The organism is Serratia sp. LTN-2 (assembly GCF_059740205.1).
This window is the reverse complement of the sequence record NZ_JCAXDO010000013.1, coordinates 72,291-88,282: the sequence shown is the minus strand read 5'-3', so window position 1 is coordinate 88,282 and position 15,992 is coordinate 72,291. Positions and strand designations below refer to the sequence as shown.

Annotated in this window: 14 protein-coding genes; 9 read left to right on the top strand and 5 right to left on the bottom strand. The window is 58.1% G+C overall.

Going from position 1 to position 15,992, the window contains the following annotated elements:
- Positions 1-132: 132 nt before the first annotated feature.
- The gene (gene betI / locus AC6BYQ_RS21105; protein WP_063917958.1) at positions 133-729 is read left to right on the top strand and encodes a transcriptional regulator BetI; all 597 of its coding nucleotides are present in this window, start codon (positions 133-135) and stop codon (positions 727-729) included.
- 9 nt (positions 730-738) lie between these two features.
- Here the strand turns inward: betI and AC6BYQ_RS21100 are convergent, their stop codons facing one another.
- Positions 739-2,508, bottom strand: a complete 1,770-nt coding sequence (locus AC6BYQ_RS21100; RefSeq protein WP_498057517.1) for an ABCB family ABC transporter ATP-binding protein/permease — start codon at positions 2,506-2,508, stop codon at positions 739-741.
- Between the two features lie 180 nt (positions 2,509-2,688).
- Here AC6BYQ_RS21100 and AC6BYQ_RS21095 point away from each other — a divergent pair, with 180 nt between their 5' ends.
- Positions 2,689-3,546 carry an AraC family transcriptional regulator gene (locus tag AC6BYQ_RS21095; RefSeq protein ID WP_019455681.1) on the top strand — a complete coding sequence of 286 codons (858 nt, stop codon included), beginning with the start codon at positions 2,689-2,691 and terminating at the stop codon, positions 3,544-3,546.
- 193 nt (positions 3,547-3,739) lie between these two features.
- On the opposite strand, the gene actS is transcribed toward AC6BYQ_RS21095, so the two are convergent.
- Complete coding sequence (gene actS, locus AC6BYQ_RS21090; protein WP_498057499.1) at positions 3,740-4,495, bottom strand: amidase activator ActS; 756 nt, start codon at positions 4,493-4,495, stop codon at positions 3,740-3,742.
- Between the two features lie 149 nt (positions 4,496-4,644).
- Between actS and AC6BYQ_RS21085 the strand changes: the two genes are divergently transcribed.
- The 5 genes from AC6BYQ_RS21085 to AC6BYQ_RS21065 all read left to right on the top strand — a co-directional run bounded on the left by AC6BYQ_RS21085 (position 4,645) and on the right by AC6BYQ_RS21065 (position 9,041).
- Entirely contained in the window at positions 4,645-5,214 is a 570-nt protein-coding gene (locus tag AC6BYQ_RS21085) for an HdeD family acid-resistance protein (RefSeq protein ID WP_498057498.1), read from the top strand.
- Positions 5,215-5,361: 147 nt separating this feature from the next.
- The gene (locus AC6BYQ_RS21080) at positions 5,362-5,700 is read left to right on the top strand and encodes a hypothetical protein (protein ID WP_074056032.1); all 339 of its coding nucleotides are present in this window, start codon (positions 5,362-5,364) and stop codon (positions 5,698-5,700) included.
- A 250-nt stretch (positions 5,701-5,950) separates the two neighbouring features.
- Complete coding sequence (locus AC6BYQ_RS21075) at positions 5,951-6,565, top strand: 2OG-Fe dioxygenase family protein (protein ID WP_230329007.1); 615 nt, start codon at positions 5,951-5,953, stop codon at positions 6,563-6,565.
- A complete protein-coding gene (locus tag AC6BYQ_RS21070; protein WP_498057497.1) occupies positions 6,562-7,794 on the top strand; it encodes a cysteine desulfurase-like protein in 1,233 nt (410 codons plus the stop codon). Before AC6BYQ_RS21075 ends, AC6BYQ_RS21070 begins: the two co-directional genes overlap by 4 nt.
- A gap of 254 nt (positions 7,795-8,048) precedes the next feature.
- On the top strand, positions 8,049-9,041 hold the full coding sequence (locus AC6BYQ_RS21065) for a LacI family DNA-binding transcriptional regulator (protein ID WP_025160221.1): 993 nt from the start codon (positions 8,049-8,051) through the stop codon (positions 9,039-9,041).
- A 90-nt stretch (positions 9,042-9,131) separates the two neighbouring features.
- On the opposite strand, the gene AC6BYQ_RS21060 is transcribed toward AC6BYQ_RS21065, so the two are convergent.
- Genes AC6BYQ_RS21060 through AC6BYQ_RS21050 form a run of 3 tightly spaced genes read right to left on the bottom strand, consistent with a single transcriptional unit; the run spans position 9,132 to position 12,762 of the window.
- The gene (locus AC6BYQ_RS21060) at positions 9,132-10,529 is read right to left on the bottom strand and encodes a c-type cytochrome (RefSeq protein ID WP_498057496.1); all 1,398 of its coding nucleotides are present in this window, start codon (positions 10,527-10,529) and stop codon (positions 9,132-9,134) included.
- Positions 10,526-12,178: a GMC family oxidoreductase gene (locus AC6BYQ_RS21055; RefSeq protein WP_019455672.1), complete on the bottom strand. Its 1,653-nt coding sequence runs from the start codon at positions 12,176-12,178 to the stop codon at positions 10,526-10,528. The genes AC6BYQ_RS21060 and AC6BYQ_RS21055 overlap by 4 nt, the downstream gene beginning before the upstream one ends.
- Positions 12,175-12,762 (bottom strand): sugar dehydrogenase complex small subunit, encoded by a 588-nt coding sequence (locus tag AC6BYQ_RS21050; RefSeq protein WP_019455671.1) that lies wholly within the window; start codon positions 12,760-12,762, stop codon positions 12,175-12,177. Before AC6BYQ_RS21050 ends, AC6BYQ_RS21055 begins: the two co-directional genes overlap by 4 nt.
- A gap of 748 nt (positions 12,763-13,510) precedes the next feature.
- On the opposite strand from AC6BYQ_RS21050, the gene AC6BYQ_RS21045 reads away from it, so the two are divergent.
- Together AC6BYQ_RS21045 and AC6BYQ_RS21040 are read left to right on the top strand one after the other, a co-directional pair.
- Positions 13,511-14,461, top strand: coding sequence for a 2-hydroxyacid dehydrogenase (locus tag AC6BYQ_RS21045; RefSeq protein ID WP_498057516.1), 951 nt, complete (start codon positions 13,511-13,513; stop codon positions 14,459-14,461).
- 87 nt (positions 14,462-14,548) lie between these two features.
- A complete protein-coding gene (locus AC6BYQ_RS21040; protein ID WP_019455669.1) occupies positions 14,549-15,859 on the top strand; it encodes an MFS transporter in 1,311 nt (436 codons plus the stop codon).
- Positions 15,860-15,992 lie beyond the last annotated feature (133 nt).

Below are 15,992 nucleotides of genomic sequence, written 5' to 3'. Positions count from 1 at the left end.
TGACGATTTAAATGCAACTTTTATTTAGCATTTAATCGTCATTTATTTGACATTTTTGCAGCATATAGAGTATTGATTGACCGTTCAATCAATCAAATCCAAAGTGTGATTGGCCTATCAGTTGAGGAAAATATGTACCGCAGAGACATTCCTGAGCAGCGCAAGGAACAGCTGATTAACGCCGCCTTCGAGGCTATCAGCGTGGTGGGACTGGCCGGCGTCACCCTGTCGCAGGTGGCGAAAGAAGCCGGACTGTCGACCGGCATCGTCAGCCACTATTTTGGCGATAAGGAGGGATTGCTGAGCGCCACCATGCGCAAGATCCTGCGCGATTTGCGCGACGCGGTGGCCGAGTGCCGCGCTCAGGCGGCGAGCGACAGCCAGTCGCAGCTGTGCGCCATCATTCAGGGCAACTTCCACCCCAGCCAAACCAACGCCATTTCCATGCGCGCCTGGCTCGATTTCTGGGCCGCCAGCATGCATCAGCCGGTGCTGCGCCGCCTGCAGCGCGCCAACGATCGGCGGCTCTATTCCAATATTTGCAGCCAGTTCCGCCGCGAGCTGCCGCTGCAGCAGGCGCGCGACGCAGCGCGCGGGCTGGCGGCGATGATCGATGGCCTCTGGCTGCGCGGCAGCCTGGCCGGGGATGAAACCGATCTGCAGCAGGATTACCGCATCGCCTGCGACTACGTGATACAACGGCTGCAGGCCGCTCCGTCGGCGGAGTAAACGGCGGCGTCAGCTCAGTTCGGGATCTTCGCTGTACTGGGTTTGCCACATCGCAGCATAGCGGCCGTTTGCCGCCAGCAGCGCCTCATGCCCCCCGCGCTCGACGATTTCTCCCGCCTCCAGCACGATGATCTCATCGGCGTCCACCACGGTGGAGAGCCGATGGGCGATCACCAGCGTAGTGTGGTTGCGGCTCACCTCGCGCAGATGGCCCTGGATTTCACGCTCGGTTTGGGTATCGAGTGCGCTGGTCGCCTCGTCGAACACCAGAATGGCCGGATTTTTCAGGATGGTGCGCGCGATCGCCACCCGCTGCTTTTCACCGCCCGACAGCTTCAGCCCACGCTCGCCCACCCGGGTATCGTAACCGTCAGGCAGACCGACAATAAAATCATGGATATGCGCCAGCCGCGCCGCCCGCTCTATTTCTTCATCGCTGGAGCCGGTTTTGCCATAGCCGATGTTGTAGCGCAGCGTATCGTTGAACAGCACCGTATCCTGCGGCACGATGCCGATCGCCTGCCGCAGGCTGGCCTGGGTCAGCTGGCGAATGTCCTGGCCGTCGAGGGTAATGGCGCCGCCCTGCACGTCGTAAAAGCGAAACAGCAGGCGCGACAACGTGGACTTGCCCGCGCCGGAGGCGCCGACCACCGCCACCGTGTGGCCCGCCGGTATGGCAAAACTCACCTGTTTGAGGATCGGCCGACGCACGTCGTAGCCGAAGCTGACCGCATCGAACCGCACTTCGCCGCGATCGAGCCGCAGCGGCTGCGCATCCGGACTGTCGACGATTTCGCGCTTCTCCTGCAGCAGATCGAACATGTTCTCCATGTCGATCAGCGCCTGACGCACCTCCGAGTAGATGAAACCAAAGAAGTTCAGTGGCTGATACAGCTGCAACAGGTAAGCGTTAACCAGCACGAAGTCGCCGACCGTCATCGTCCCCCGCGTAATCCCCTGCGCCGCCATCGTCATCATCACGATCAGCCCGATCGAGATAATGGCGGTTTGCCCCAGGTTAATCGCGGTAAAACTGAATTGGTTCTTGATGGCGGCGTATTCATACAGCCTGCGCGACAGATCGAAACGCTCGGCCTCGAACTCTTCATTGCCGAAGTACTTCACGGTCTCATAGTTCAGCAGGCTGTCGATGGATTTGCTGTTGGCGTCGGCATTGGCCTTGTTGAGCTCGCGGCGAAAGCGGGTGCGCCAGCTCACCGCCAGCACGGTGAACAGGATGTAGCAGCCGACCGTCGTCAGGATCGCCAACGCGAACCAGCCGTTCAACATGTGCCACATAATCGCCGTGACCAACGTCAGTTCGAACAGGATCGGCACGATAGAAAACAGCAGCCGCGACAGCACGGTGGACACCGCCTGGGTGCCGCGCTCAATGGACAGCGACAGCCCGCCGGTCTGGCGTTCCAGATGGAAGCGCAGGCTCAGCGCGTGCAGCTGACGAAACACCCGCACGCCCAACAGGCGCGTGGCGTTCTGGCTGACGTGGATAAACATCACGTTGCGCAGCTCTTCAAACAGCGCGCCGCCCACTCGCGCTACGCCGTAGGCGACGATCAGCCCCAGCGGCACCGCCAGCATTTTCGCCGTCTCGCCACTCAGCGCATCGACCATCGCTTTGTAGGCCAGCGGCACCAGCGTGGTGCTGACCTTGGCCGCCACCATGAACACGAAGGCCACCACCAGATACCAACGCAGCCGCGGGTTGTCTTTCGGCCACAGATAGGGCAGCAGGAATTTCAGCAAACGGGAACGATCCATCATGTAATATTCATCTTCTCGGTCGGGCTCGCGGCGCACGGCCGCGCGGGGTTATGATTTTGGCCTGGCCGGCAGCGAACGCCGCGGCCATCCCGTTTTCCTGCAATGGCAACTCAGCATCATCCGTCAGGAGACGCGGCGGCGGTTCGGGCAAAGTTCAGGCATGGAGGAGACAATCACATGACCCACTCGTATGCAAAACGCTTTGCGCAGGTCTTTGACTATATCGACCGCCACCTGGACGAGGCGCTCACCGTCGAAAAACTGAGCGAAGTGGCCCATTTTTCGCGCTTTCATTTTCAACGCCAGTTTAGCGCGTATTGTGGCATCTCGGTGTGGCGTTATATCCAGTGGATGAGGCTTAAACGCGCCTCGTACCGCCTGGCGTATAACCCGCTGGAGCCGGTGATTGACATCGCGCTGGACGCCGGTTTTCAGAACCCGGAGTCCTTCAGCCGCGCCTTCAAACAGGCGTTCAGCCAAACGCCGAGCCAGTTTCGCAAACAGCCGGCCTGGATCGATTGGCAACAGCGCTTTCCCGAACCGAAACACAAAAGGAAACAACCCATGAAGGTAGATATTGTCGATTTTCCGGCCACGCCGGTGGCGATGATCGAACATAGCGGCCCACCCGCGCTGGTCAACGAAACCGCCGCACGCTTTATCGAGTGGCGCAAAACCAGCGGCCTGTCGCCGGTCAGAAGCAGCCGCACTTACGGCATCGCGCCGCACGATCCGGCCATCACCGAAGCGCAGGACTTCCACTTCTTCATTTGCGGCGAAGTCACTACGCCGATCCCGGAGGACAACGCCTTCGGCGTGGTGAACGGCACGCTGCCGGCCGGGCGCTGCGCGGTGCTGCGCCATCACGGCTCGCTGGATGGGCTCTCGGAAAGTGCCCACTATCTGTACCGCGAGTGGTTGCCGGCCAGCGGCGAGGAACTGCGCGATTTCCCGCTCTATTTCCACTACCACAACTTCGTGCACGAGGTGGCGGAATATGAACTGGTGACCGATCTTTATCTGCCGCTGAAATAACTCATCTCAGGCTCCGCAAGGAGCCTGAAATTAATGGCAAATCTGATGCCGTTGCCGGGCTTACAGAAGACAACCTATAAAAAATAAGGAAAATCAATGTATTGATTTTCGGCTGATCACCACCAGGGAGGAAAAACCACGCTTTTTCCTCCCTGGTCAACAGGCTAGGGCTCCGCAAGGAGCCTGATTGGCGTTAACAGGATGGCGACGAACCCTGCGGCGGCAGATAACGCTGCGGATCGAGCGCGGTGGCGCGGTAGCGAATCTGGAAATGCAGGAACACCGAATCGGTGCCGGTGCTGCCCATGGTGCCGATCTTCTGCCCCGCTTTCACATCCTGGCCGTTGCGCACCAGCGTAGTGTCGTTGTGCGCATAGGCGGTGATAAAGTCTTCACCGTGCTTAATCATGATCAGGTTGCCATAGCCGCGCAGCTGGTTGCCGACGTACACCACTTTGCCTTTGGCGGAAGCGTAGATCGGCTGGCCGCGTTTGCCGGCAATGTCGATGCCCTTGTTGCCGCCATCTGAATTGGAGTATGCCTGCACGATTCGGCCGCTGGTCGGCCAGCGCCAGCAGCGAGCGGCGCCCGGCGGCGGCGTCTGCTTGGCAATCGCGGCAGAAGAAGAAGAGGTTTTACGGCGCGTGGCGGCGGTTTTGGTCGGCGCGCCGCCGCTCAGCCGCAGTTTCTGCCCCACTTCCAGATTATAGGGCGCGCGTATCTTGTTGATTCTGGCCAGATCGCTGACTTCGCTGTCGGTGATCCAGGCGATGTAATACAGCGTATCGCCCCGTTTGACGGTGTAGGACTTGCCGGTGTAGCTGCCCTTCGGCAGTTTGTCGTAGTCGCGGTTGTAGGTGTTTTTACCCGAACACCCGGCCAACAGCAGCCCCAATGTCAGACACACCGCGATGCGGCGCCACCCTGCCAGTTTGCTTCCTGTGCTCAAATCCTGTCCTCGGTCGTCGTTTCGGTTCTGATGCGCGTCAGCCGCACAGTGTAACATTTGCGCCGGGTCAGTCAAAAACCCCCAGACGGTCTATGCTAAACAGGTAAGGATGACTGATTTATTACCCAACGACGAAATGGAGTACTGTCATGTTGAACCTCGACCGCAATAATCTGCCTCTCCTGAGCGAAGATCTGCTCAAAAAGCAACGCACCACCCTGCTGATCATCGCCTTCCTGCTGCTGGCCGGCGGCATACTGTGTCTGGTTAATCCTTTCGCCTCCGGCGCGGCGTTGAGCATCGTGGTGGGCGTCCTGCTGCTGTTGAGCGGCGCCGGGCTGATTATCGCCATGATCGCCAATCGGGCGCAGAATACCTGGCCGATGATCGGCGGCATTTTACTGGGCGTGGCCTACCTGATTATCGGCTATGTGTTCATCACCAGCCCGCTGGCGGGTATTTTGGCGCTGGCGGTGTACCTTGCCGTGCTGTTCGCGCTCGGCGGCATCGCGCGTCTGGTGGCCGGCTATATGCGCCGCGGATTGCCGGGCAACTGGTTGCAGTACGTCATTGGCGTACTCGATTTGATCATCGCCTGGATGCTGATCGGCTCAGGCCCGGCGGCATCGGTCACGCTGGTGACGGCGATCGTCGGCATCGAGATGCTGGTCAGCTCCTTTGCGCTGTTCCAGGCGGCGAACCTGTTCAAACGCGCCTGACCCTACCGGCCCGCCGCCGGCGGGCCGTCACTTCGCCTCCTCTTCTCCGCCGTTTCCAGGCAAAACAACGCGATACCCCCGCAGCTTGTCCGTGGTTATCTTCATCGGTAAGTGCCAATATAGGTGAAGACAAGGGAGCTGAAGCCGATGACTACCCATTCCAACCCGCTGAACTCACGTGAAGTTTGCCTGCAATTGCGCCACTTCAATCAGGTAATCGGGCAGCAATGCCGCAATATGGCGCGTCAACAAACCGTCTGCCCATGCTGCCTGGCGGACATCGCCACCGGTTGCGACGCCGGTATCAAATTGTGCGGACAACAGTTAGCCAAGCCGAGCCCGCAAACCCCACTGTTTCAGCAGATTCGTAATCTGCTGCTCGATCTGCGCGCCGAAGCGAAAGGGGTTCACAGAATCGATACCCTGAACCGCACCAATAATGAAATTTCCTGGCTGTTGCGCGAGCTCTATTTCGAAACCTTCTGACCGTTTCGACCATGCAGTCACCCCGTGCCAGCTGCTGCGCGGGGAATAGGCCGCGCCGTGTCGCCCCCTCCTGGTACGCCCCTTCCGCTCTTCGCGTTCATCCAGCTTTACGACCGCCATCACACCTCGCCAACCTCAAATTGCGTTGGTTATAGAGTCGTCTACAATTCAATCGAATTACCCCCTACAACATCAGAAATTATTATTATTAGAGGTGATTATGTTACAGAAACACGAAAACGTAATAAGTATGACTGTACTAAGCCCACAAGCCACCCAACAACTGATGCCTTCGTTTTCCTTCTTGCCCCACACGCAACACGCCGATGGCAAATATCGCCTGCGCCGTTATTCGGTCGTCAAATATCTCAACCCCAACGTCGCTGAAGTGGGGCCGCGCACCTTCATGCAGTCCGATCAGATCAACCACTTCCAGGGCAACGTGGTGCGCCGCTTCGAACCTATCGACAGCGCAGTGCTGCAGAGCGCCGGCATGGCGGAGATGTGCAACCTGTTCGCCGAAAATAACGAGCTGCCGGAAGGCACCGAGATAGAGATCCACCAAATGCGCGTGGTCGCCATCCAGAAAGATACGCTGGTGGCGCCGGAAGGCATCCACCAGGACGGTTTCGACCATATCGCCATGATCGCCATTCACCGGCACAACATCGTCGGCGGCGAAATCATGCTGTACGACGACAGCCATCACGATCCCTTCTTTAAAAAAGCGCTGGCGGACGGCGAGGCCGTGCTGCTGGCGGACAGCAAACTGTGGCATAACGCCACGCCGATCAACGCCGTGAGCCCGCAAGAAGAAGGCTACCTGGATCTCTTCGTCCTCACCGCCCGGGGAGAGAAAGCATGATCTTTACGCCCGAGCTCGCCCGAAGCCAGTTCAGCGCCCTGTCTCAGCAGATCGACGGCAAGCCGGTGATTTTTTTCGACGGCCCCGGCGGTGCGCAGGTTTCACGGGGCGTGCTGGAAAAAATGACGGACTACCTGGGGAAATACAACGCCAACCTGGGCGGCCACTACTTCTCCAGCCGCGTCACCGGCGAGGTGATGGACCAGGCGCGGGAATCGGTGCGCGCCTTGTTAAATGCGCCGTCACCCGACAACATCGTCTTCGGCATGAACATGACCACGCTGACTTTTCACCTCAGCCGCACTATCAGCCGTGACTGGCAGGCCGGCGATGAGGTCATCGTCACCGCGCTGGATCACTACGCCAATGTCTCCAGCTGGCGGCAAGCCGCCGCCGATAAAGGCGCTGTGGTGCATCAGATAGCCTTGGAGCACGCCGACTGTTCCCTCGACGCCGCGAAAGTGTGTGAACGCATCAACGCCAACACCCGCCTGGTGGCGGTCAGCTACGCCTCCAACGTCACCGGCAGCATCGTCGATATCAAAACCATCGTCGAAGCCGCACATCGGGTAGGCGCGCAGGTGTATGTCGACGCCGTACACTATGCGCCGCACAACCTGATCGACGTACAGGCGTTGGGTTGTGATTTCCTGGTCTGTTCCGCCTACAAGTTCTTCGGCCCGCACGTCGGCATGGCCTATATCGCGCCGCAGTGGCTGCAGCGTCTGCAGCCGTACAAAGTCGAACCGGCCACCGACGTCGGCCCCGGCCGTTTCGAGACCGGCACGCAGAGCTTCGAGGCGCTGGCAGGCGTCACGGCGGCGATCGATTATCTGGCGCAATGGGGCACGCCCGGCGCGCCGTTAAGACAGCGTCTACAGGAGAGCTTCGCCGCTTACCACCGGCACGAAGAGGCGCTGTGCCGCCACTTTTTGCAACGGCTGGAGACGCTCGACGGCATCCGGCTCTACGGTAATCCGCAGGCGGACAGCACACGTCGCACGCCGACCTTCGCCCTGACCTTCGATGGCCATACGCCTGACGCGATCGCCCGCCGCCTGGGACAGCACAATATCTGCGCCGGCAGCGGGCATTTCTATGCGCTGGGCCTGGTTCAGCAGTTGGGGCTGCAAGAGGGCGGCGTGCTGCGCATCGGCATGATGCACTACAACACCCAGGGCGAGATCGACACGCTGTTCGAGACGATCGCCGAAGATATCCTCAGTTAACCGCAGCATCGGCTCGCTCACCCCATTGGGCGGGCCGCAAAGGGGTAAATGGCCTTTTCCTCCCTTGATATCAAACCGTCATGATCTGCGAGGAAAAGAGCCTATTAATGCCGGTATGGCATGGAAAAGATAGCGAGAACGGCGCATCTTGCGGTAGCCGCCCGACGCCCGGAGACAGCACATTGCACTCATTCTCTTTTGACTCGGCAGTCGGCATAATGACAAACACGGTCTGGGTCAGATGAGAATCAATGGTGAAGTCGCAGCGAATTACGTTAAATGACATAGCTGTACTGGCGGGTGTCACCAAAATGACGGTCAGTCGCTATCTGCGCACGCCGGAGAGGGTGAAACCAGAAACGGCGGCGCGCATTGCCAGCGTGATCGAGGACGTCGGCTATCAGGCCGATCCTGACAACCCGACCCTCTCTGCCAACAGCCCTCCCCTGATCGGCGTTCTGGTCCCTTCCTTTAACAATCTGATCTTTGCTGACGTGCTTGCGGGCATTGAATCCGTGTCGTCTGTGCAGGGCTATCAGACGCTGGTGGTCAATTATGACTACAACAGCAAACGTGAAGAGGAGCAAATTGCCGCCATTCTGGCTTTTAAGATCAAAGGGCTGCTGCTGACCGAGTCGGTCCATAGCCTGCGGGCGGAAAAATTCCTGCGGGCGGCGAAGATACCCGTTGCCGAAATTATGGGGCTATCGGGCAACGCAGATCGAATTAACGTGGGTTTTGACAATGTCAAAGCCGGCTATGACATGACCACCATGCTGCTGGCTAGCGGTAAAAAGCGCATTATCTATTTTGGTTCAATGTCTGATATCCGCGATGAACAGCGCTATGCGGGATACTGCCAGGCGATGGCGAATCAGGATTTGCCTACCGGGCGCATTTCCCCCAATAAGGTCTCTTCCATTTCGATCGGGACAGGCATGATGACGCTCGCGAGCCAAATGTACCCGGATATGGACGGTATTCTCTGCACCAATGACGATCTGGCCGTGGGGGTGCTGCAGGAGTGCCTGGCAAACGGCATCCGCGTCCCCGCGCAAATCGCCATTGCCGGATTTCACGGTCTTGAGATCGGGCAGGTCATTACTCCCAAACTGGCCAGCGTACTGACGCCACGGTATGAAATGGGGAAAGTGGCGACAGAGATCATCATAAAGAAAATCAAAGGGCTGCCGACCATTGAGCACGTCGATCTCCACTATCGCCTGTCGATGGGGGAGACGATATAACTTGCCCTGCCGGTTTCGTCTGCGGAAAAGCCCGCCTTGCGCCGTTCAACTTCAGCCAGGCGGCGTCGCCCACCTGGCCGTTCCCTCCCCTTAACGCGCCTTACGGCGACGGAGCCAAAATAGTATCAGCAGGATGACGACTATAGCGCCGCCGGCCATACCCGGCAAAATCATCGGCTGCGCGCGTGCCAACAGCGGTTTCGGCCCCCCGGCGCGCACTTCACCCACGTCGGCCTCGGTCACGCTCAGCCTACTGTTGCCGTATTTCTGCAGCACGAAGTTCGCAATATCGGCAACCTGCTTATCCGTCAGCTCGCCGATGTAAGAACCGGCCCCAAAGCTCGGCATCAACACATACTTACCGTCAACCCGGCGATCGACCCCCTGCAGAATAACGGCTATCAAATTTGACGGGTTGCTCGCTGCCGTGGTGGAGTTATTGAACAGCGATGGGTAGGCCTGGTTAAGGCTGCCGCTGCCGTCCGGCTGATGGCAACTGGCGCAGTAACCGCTGTAAAGCGCCTCGCCGCTATTGAGCGTGTGGTTGGCGTTGGGCGAGTTCACGCCGCGCAGGTTGCGCTCGACGTTGTAGTGCGCCAGGCTAAGACTGGCGCTCTGACGATCGTCGCCCTGCGCAGGCACGCTCTTCAGGTAAATCGCTATCGCCCGCAGCTGCCGGTCGGTAAGGTATTGGAAGCTGTGCTCAACGGCCTCGGCCATCGGCCCCGCCGCTTGCGCGCGCCCTTCCACCCGGCCGGTTTTCAGATAGTCCATCAACTCCTGCTCGCTCCAGCTGCCGATGCCCTCCTGACGATCGGCGGTGATATTTGGCGCGTACCAGGCGCCCAGCGAAGCCCCCATCAGGAAACGCGAGTTGTCTTCCGCCATCAGCACATTACGCGGCGTATGGCAGGTTCCGCAGTGAGCCGGGCCCTGCACCAGCGCGGCCCCTTCGTTCCATGCGTCATCCTTTGTCGGATCCGCGACGTAGCGCCGATTGTCCAAATAGAGCATATTCCACACCGCCATGGAGAGACGGATATTGAACGGGAACGGCAGATCGGTGTAGTGCTCGGCCGGTTCATCAACCGGGGCGACGCCATGCATAAAGTAGGTATACAGCGCATGGATCTCGTCATCACTCAGACGGGTGTAGGCGGTGTAAGGCATTGCCGGGTAGAGATGCGAGCCATCTTTGCGGATCCCGGATCGCAGCACGTCGGCAAACTCAGCTTCGGAATAGCCACCGATGCCGTATTTCACCGATGGGGTAATATTGGTGGCGTAGATGGTGCCCATCGGGGAAGCGATGCCATATCCCCCGGCAAAAGGTTTGCCCTGCTGCTGCGCATTCGTATGACAGGCCATGCAGTCCGAGGCGATAGCCAGCGCCTGCCCTTTAGCGATCAGATCGCCGTCCCGAGCGTGCGCCGCGAGGCCGCATCCCAGCAGCAGCGCCGCCGCCAACGAGTGGGTTACTTTATTCATTTGCTCTCCAGGGCGCGCAGTACGTCATTGGCCGCCTTAAGCCCAAGCGCCGCCATCGTCAACGTGGTGTTGACGACGCTGGCCGAAACCATCGCGCCTCCGCCCGGGATCCAAAGATTGTCATGATCGTGAGCACGGCAGTTACCGTCCACCACCGAGTTGCTGGGATCGCTGCCCATGATCGTGCCGCCCATAATGTGGTTGTTGGCATTCAGCTTGTCGTTAATCACAAACTCTTGCGCATCAAACAAGTCGCCGATCTGGCGCAGCTGAGTTTTGACCACTTCCAGCCCTTTGCGCACGTAGTCGCCGACGTCGTAGTGGATGTCCGGGCAAGCCAGGCCATGTTTGTCTTTGCGGGTTGGGCTCAGCGTTAGGCGGTTATTCGGATCCGGCAGCGGTTCCAGGCTGATGGAGAGATCCACCGAGCGGCTGGCGCGGTCGCGCACTTCCTCCTGCAGCGCCTTGCCGACCTTGCCCGTTTTCAGCACCTCCAGGGCGGATGGGATCACCCGATTGATGTTATTGATGATGATCTTGTTGGCGGAATGGTCGCTGCGGAAGGCGCCGTCGCGATACCCCACCATGCAGCTGCTCTGCGCCGGACCGCGGCCAACCCACAGAGGCTCACGCGCCAGGAAGGAACAGTGCAGGCCGGAGTGGTCCATCATGTTGCGCCCCACCTGATCCGAACTGTTCGCGATGCCGTTCGGGTTCTTTTCGTTGGCCGCCAGCAGCAGCAGGCGCGGGTTTTCAATCCCATTGCAGGCCAGAACGAACGCTTTGCCGATCGCCCGATGAGAGCTGTGTGTGGTGTCGTACCAATGGACGGCAGTGACGCGGTTATTGTCGTCGGTGTCGATTTTGTACACCACCGCTTCGGGGATCACCTTCGCCCCTTTGTGTTCGGCCCGTTCAACGTGGTGAATGCCGTTGTACATCGCTCCGATCGGACAGATCGGTTGGCAGTTGTTGTTACCGCAGCAGGTGGGCCGCCCATTCCAGGGCCGAGTGCTGCGACCTTGCGGAATGGGCACCGATTTGAAACCGTGAGGATTTACAATCTCCGCGATACGCCGGTCGCCGTAGGCCCAGGGCACCATGTCCATCGGGTAAGGCCCACTGCGTTCCGCAGGGGACTGCCACTCCGGGTTGTTCGGGCCGGCAACGCCGATCTCCTCTTCGGCTTTGGCGTACCACGGTTCGATTTCCTGGTAGGAAATCGGCCAGTCTCGCCCTACGCCGTAGAGGGATTTCATGCGAAAGTCATTGGGGTGATTGCGCCAGCAGGAGGCGGCCCAATGCCAGGTGGTTCCCCCCACCACGCGCAAGTAGCCCTGCTTAAAACCAGATCCATTGGGGCCGGTCAGCTTGATATAGTCGTTTTCCGGGAAATAGAGCGGTGCGGTGGCGTACTCCGATTGAGGGTAAAGTCCCTGGAAGTCCGACCCCGCACGGTTGTGCAGCGGCATATTGCGCCAGTTTTCCACCGCCTGAGCACGCTCAATGCGCGGGCCGGCTTCAAGCACCAGCACCGAATATCCCTGGCTCACCAAAGTATCCGCCATCAGGCCGCCCACGATGCCGGAACCGACGATGACGACATCGGCTTCAGCATCGCCGGCAGCATTTATGATTGGGCTTTTCACGCGGGCTCCTTATCTTTTTCGGCAAATAAGGCAGGCAAATCTGTTGCGGGAATGGCGGGCTGGCGGGTCACGCCCGGCGGCAGGCCGGTCCACCACAGGGGGCCAAAATTACACCAGGTCGGCACAATCAAAGCATCCTGCACCGTGCGGTACATCAGCGCCTCTTTATAGGCGATCAGCTGGCCATGTTCGGCGTTTGAAGGATCTACGGTTCCGGTATACCACGCGGTCACAATTGCCTGGATCAGCTCACTCTGCCCCTGCTCGATCGCCTTTCGGTTAAAGGCTTCCGCATCTGTGGTTTGTTGGCTCAGGATGAACAGGGCGTTGAGCTGTGGGTTCAGCTGCGGAAAATGCTCGCGCAGTGCAGAAAAATAGCGGGCGGAGAGCGTGACGTCCAGATCGTCGAACGCCGTAATCTTCCTCGAAATTTGCAAGAATTGCGCGTATTCAATGGGCGAAGCGGCAATCTGAGCCCGTTCCGCATAGGTGATATTTGAATAAGGTAACAGGCTGGCGGTGACGATTACGCCCACCATTTTTGCCAGCGCCTCCCTGCGGGTAAGCACGGTTTGCAACGACATAGTTAGCTCCAAAATAATTATGTTTCTGTATAGTTTTTTTTAATATGTATCAGAATGCATGCAAACCAAAATGAAAAATGGCATCTAAATGAGGAATAGCATTAAAAGATCAAGGTGTTATGGCGTTGCCGTTTTTTGCACCGACGATAAACTCACGGTGCATTAATGACATAATAAAAACGCGCGACGAATTACCCGGAAAATAACTCGGCGTAATTTATGTCGTAAATGGATTCGACCCGACGCAATATTTAAACGCCAAACGTTAGCCGTATTTACGAGAGGGGCGAGCCCTTGTGCAACATCTGAAATAGCACTCGTGCACCATTATTCAGGTGGTAGATGAGGGAGGTTTTCCGCCGGCAGTCTGAGCCGTTGCGGGATCGTCTTTGACATGACGGAATAAGCGCCGGCCTATCTCACGGCTTTTAGCTGCTTAAAAACATGACAAAAATCACTTAATGGCATGTTACGAAACGACGTTACCTATCCTGTGATCCACAGCAGATAATCGCTGGATATTCACCGATTCCAACAGGGTTGATAGGTTTCACTGACCCGGCCACCGGCATAATGTGCTTATTTCCCCTGATAATAACTGACAGAAATAATGAAATTGCACACCAGATCACGCCAGCAGTAACACGGTTTTTTAACACTCTTTGGCGTGATGCAGATCGCAAAAACAAGCGGTAAAAAAACGTCTGATACAGGATATCCCATTTTGTTTTCAGACAGGATCGCAACCATGCATACTGACACTCAACCTACCGTTTTACTTATCGCGCCGGTCATGGACGCTTTACAGATCGCGTTGGACGCCAGTTACCGGGTATTCCGTCTCTATGAACAATCTGACATTCCGGCCTTTTTGGCTCGCCATGGCGCAGAGGTTCGGGCGGTGGTCACCCGTGGCGATGTGGGGGTCACCCGAGAGACGCTGGAACAGCTGCCGCAGGCCGGCATGATTGCCGTCTTTGGGGTGGGCACAGACGCTATCGATCTCAACTACACCCGGGAGCGTGATATCCGCGTCGGGATCACCGCCGGCGTGCTGACCGATGATGTGGCCGATCTTGCGATGGGGCTGCTGCTGTCCGCCAGCCGCCGCCTGTGCCAAGGGGACCGCTTTGTGCGTGAAGGCCGCTGGGAAACGACGCAGCCGCCGCTGGCGACCAAAGTGAGCGGCAAACGCATCGGCATTTTTGGCATGGGGAACATCGGCCAAGCCATCGCCCGACGAGCCAAAGGCTTTGATATGACCGTCCTGTATACCGATCGCCAGCGCAAAGGCGGCCTGGACTATCAGTGGTGCGCCGATCTGCACGCACTCGCAGCACAGAGTGATTTTCTGGTGATCGCGGCGTCTGGCAGTGCGGAGAACCGCGGGATTATTGATGCTAGCGTATTTGCCGCCATGCCCGATCGCGCCTGGCTTATCAATATCGCCCGCGGCAGCCTGGTCGATGAACCGGCGCTGATAACGGCGTTACAAAATCATGTTATCGCCGGGGCCGCTCTGGACGTATTTGAAAACGAACCCCATGTACCGGCGGCGCTCTTGGCTCTCGAGAATGTTCTGCTGCAGCCCCACGTGGCCAGCGCTACCGTAGAAACCCGCCAGGGAATGAGCCAATCCGTTTTGGATAATCTGGCTGGTTATTTTTCCCATCAGGATATTCCTGGCTTAATTCAATAAAAATGATCGCCTGAATGGCGAACCATCATTTTTATTCAGCCTAACAAAATATCCGCTTATCGTGGCGGATATCATCGAGGCGTTACTATGACCGATAAAATACCAGGAACTCGCTGGCTGCGGGTTATCGCGCCGATCCTTATCACCTGCATTATTTCATTTATGGATCGCGTTAATATCAGCTTTGCTCTGCCGGGCGGCATGGAACAGGATTTAGGCATTACCAGCCAGATGGCTGGCGTGGCCAGCGGTATCTTTTTTATTGGTTATTTATTTCTGCAGATTCCCGGCGGACGGCTGGCGGTTTACGGTAGCGGCAAACGTTTTATTGCCTGGTCGCTCGTGGCCTGGGCGATTGTCTCTATCGCTACCGGGTTTGTCACCCATGAATATCAGTTGCTCGCGCTGCGTTTTATTCTCGGGGTCTCCGAAGGTGGGATGTTGCCGGTGGTGCTGACCATGGTAAGCAATTGGTTCCCGGAAAAAGAACTGGGCCGGGCCAATGCCTTTGTCATGATGTTTGCGCCATTGGGAGGGATGCTGACCGCCCCGGTTTCCGGCGCGATTATTGCCGCCCTCGACTGGCGCTGGCTGTTCATTATCGAAGGCTTATTGTCGATCGTGGTGTTGACTATTTGGTGGCTGGTGATCAGTGACCGCCCGGAAGAAGCGCGTTGGCTACCGGCCAAGGAACGCGAATACCTATTGACCGAGCTGGCCCGGGAGCGCAAAGCGCGAGAAGGGATGGCGCCGGCGGCCAAAGCGCCGCTCAAAGCCGTGTTCCGTAACAAAGGATTGATGCGCCTGGTCGTGCTGAATTTCTTCTACCAAACCGGTGACTATGGTTATACGTTGTGGCTGCCCACCATCTTGAAGAACCTGACCGGCGGCAGCATGGCTAATGTTGGCGTGCTGGCGATCCTGCCGTTTATTGCCACTCTGGCGGGGATTTATGTGATTTCGCTGTTCAGCGATCGCAGCGGTAAACGCCGTTTATGGGTGAGGATCTCCCTGTACTGTTTTGCGGCGGCGCTGGTGGCCTCGGTAATTCTGCATGAGCATGTGGTGGCCGCTTATATCGCGCTGGTGGTATGCGGCTTCTTCCTTAAAGCGGCAACCAGTCCATTCTGGTCCATTCCCGGGCGTATTGCGTCGGCAGAAGTCGCCGGCAGCGCACGCGGGGTGATCAACGGGCTGGGCAATCTCGGTGGGTTCTGCGGCCCCTATCTGGTGGGCGTCATGATTTATCTGTATGGGCAGAATGTCGCGGTTTGCGCGCTGGCCGTATCGCTGCTGCTGGCAGGCACCATCACCTTCCTGCTGCCGAAAGAGTGCGATCGCGCCGGCGGAGAAACCGACGACCGCCTGCCATCAGGGGCTAAACAGAAGTGGAGTTAAGCGGCAATAGCGCTCTGTGGGCAGCGACGGCGGCTCACACCCGCGTCAGGCTTGGGTGGCGCATTGTTTATCGCGCCAAAACGCAGGACCAGGGGGTGAGATGATCACAAGCCAACTCGACACCCAAACGGTA

What these genes read in the sequence shown, in the direction of transcription:
- betI (WP_063917958.1), top strand. Translation starts at nt 133, where the DNA reads ATGTACCGCAGAGACATTCCTGAGCAGCGCAAGGAACAGCTGATTAAC.
- AC6BYQ_RS21100 (WP_498057517.1), bottom strand. Translation starts at nt 2,508, where the DNA reads ATGGATCGTTCCCGTTTGCTGAAATTCCTGCTGCCCTATCTGTGGCCG.
- AC6BYQ_RS21095 (WP_019455681.1), top strand. Translation starts at nt 2,689, where the DNA reads ATGACCCACTCGTATGCAAAACGCTTTGCGCAGGTCTTTGACTATATC.
- AC6BYQ_RS21085 (WP_498057498.1), top strand. Translation starts at nt 4,645, where the DNA reads ATGTTGAACCTCGACCGCAATAATCTGCCTCTCCTGAGCGAAGATCTG.
- AC6BYQ_RS21080 (WP_074056032.1), top strand. Translation starts at nt 5,362, where the DNA reads ATGACTACCCATTCCAACCCGCTGAACTCACGTGAAGTTTGCCTGCAA.
- AC6BYQ_RS21075 (WP_230329007.1), top strand. Translation starts at nt 5,951, where the DNA reads ATGACTGTACTAAGCCCACAAGCCACCCAACAACTGATGCCTTCGTTT.
- AC6BYQ_RS21070 (WP_498057497.1), top strand. Translation starts at nt 6,562, where the DNA reads ATGATCTTTACGCCCGAGCTCGCCCGAAGCCAGTTCAGCGCCCTGTCT.
- AC6BYQ_RS21060 (WP_498057496.1), bottom strand. Translation starts at nt 10,529, where the DNA reads ATGAATAAAGTAACCCACTCGTTGGCGGCGGCGCTGCTGCTGGGATGC.
- AC6BYQ_RS21050 (WP_019455671.1), bottom strand. Translation starts at nt 12,762, where the DNA reads ATGTCGTTGCAAACCGTGCTTACCCGCAGGGAGGCGCTGGCAAAAATG.
- AC6BYQ_RS21045 (WP_498057516.1), top strand. Translation starts at nt 13,511, where the DNA reads ATGCATACTGACACTCAACCTACCGTTTTACTTATCGCGCCGGTCATG.
- AC6BYQ_RS21040 (WP_019455669.1), top strand. Translation starts at nt 14,549, where the DNA reads ATGACCGATAAAATACCAGGAACTCGCTGGCTGCGGGTTATCGCGCCG.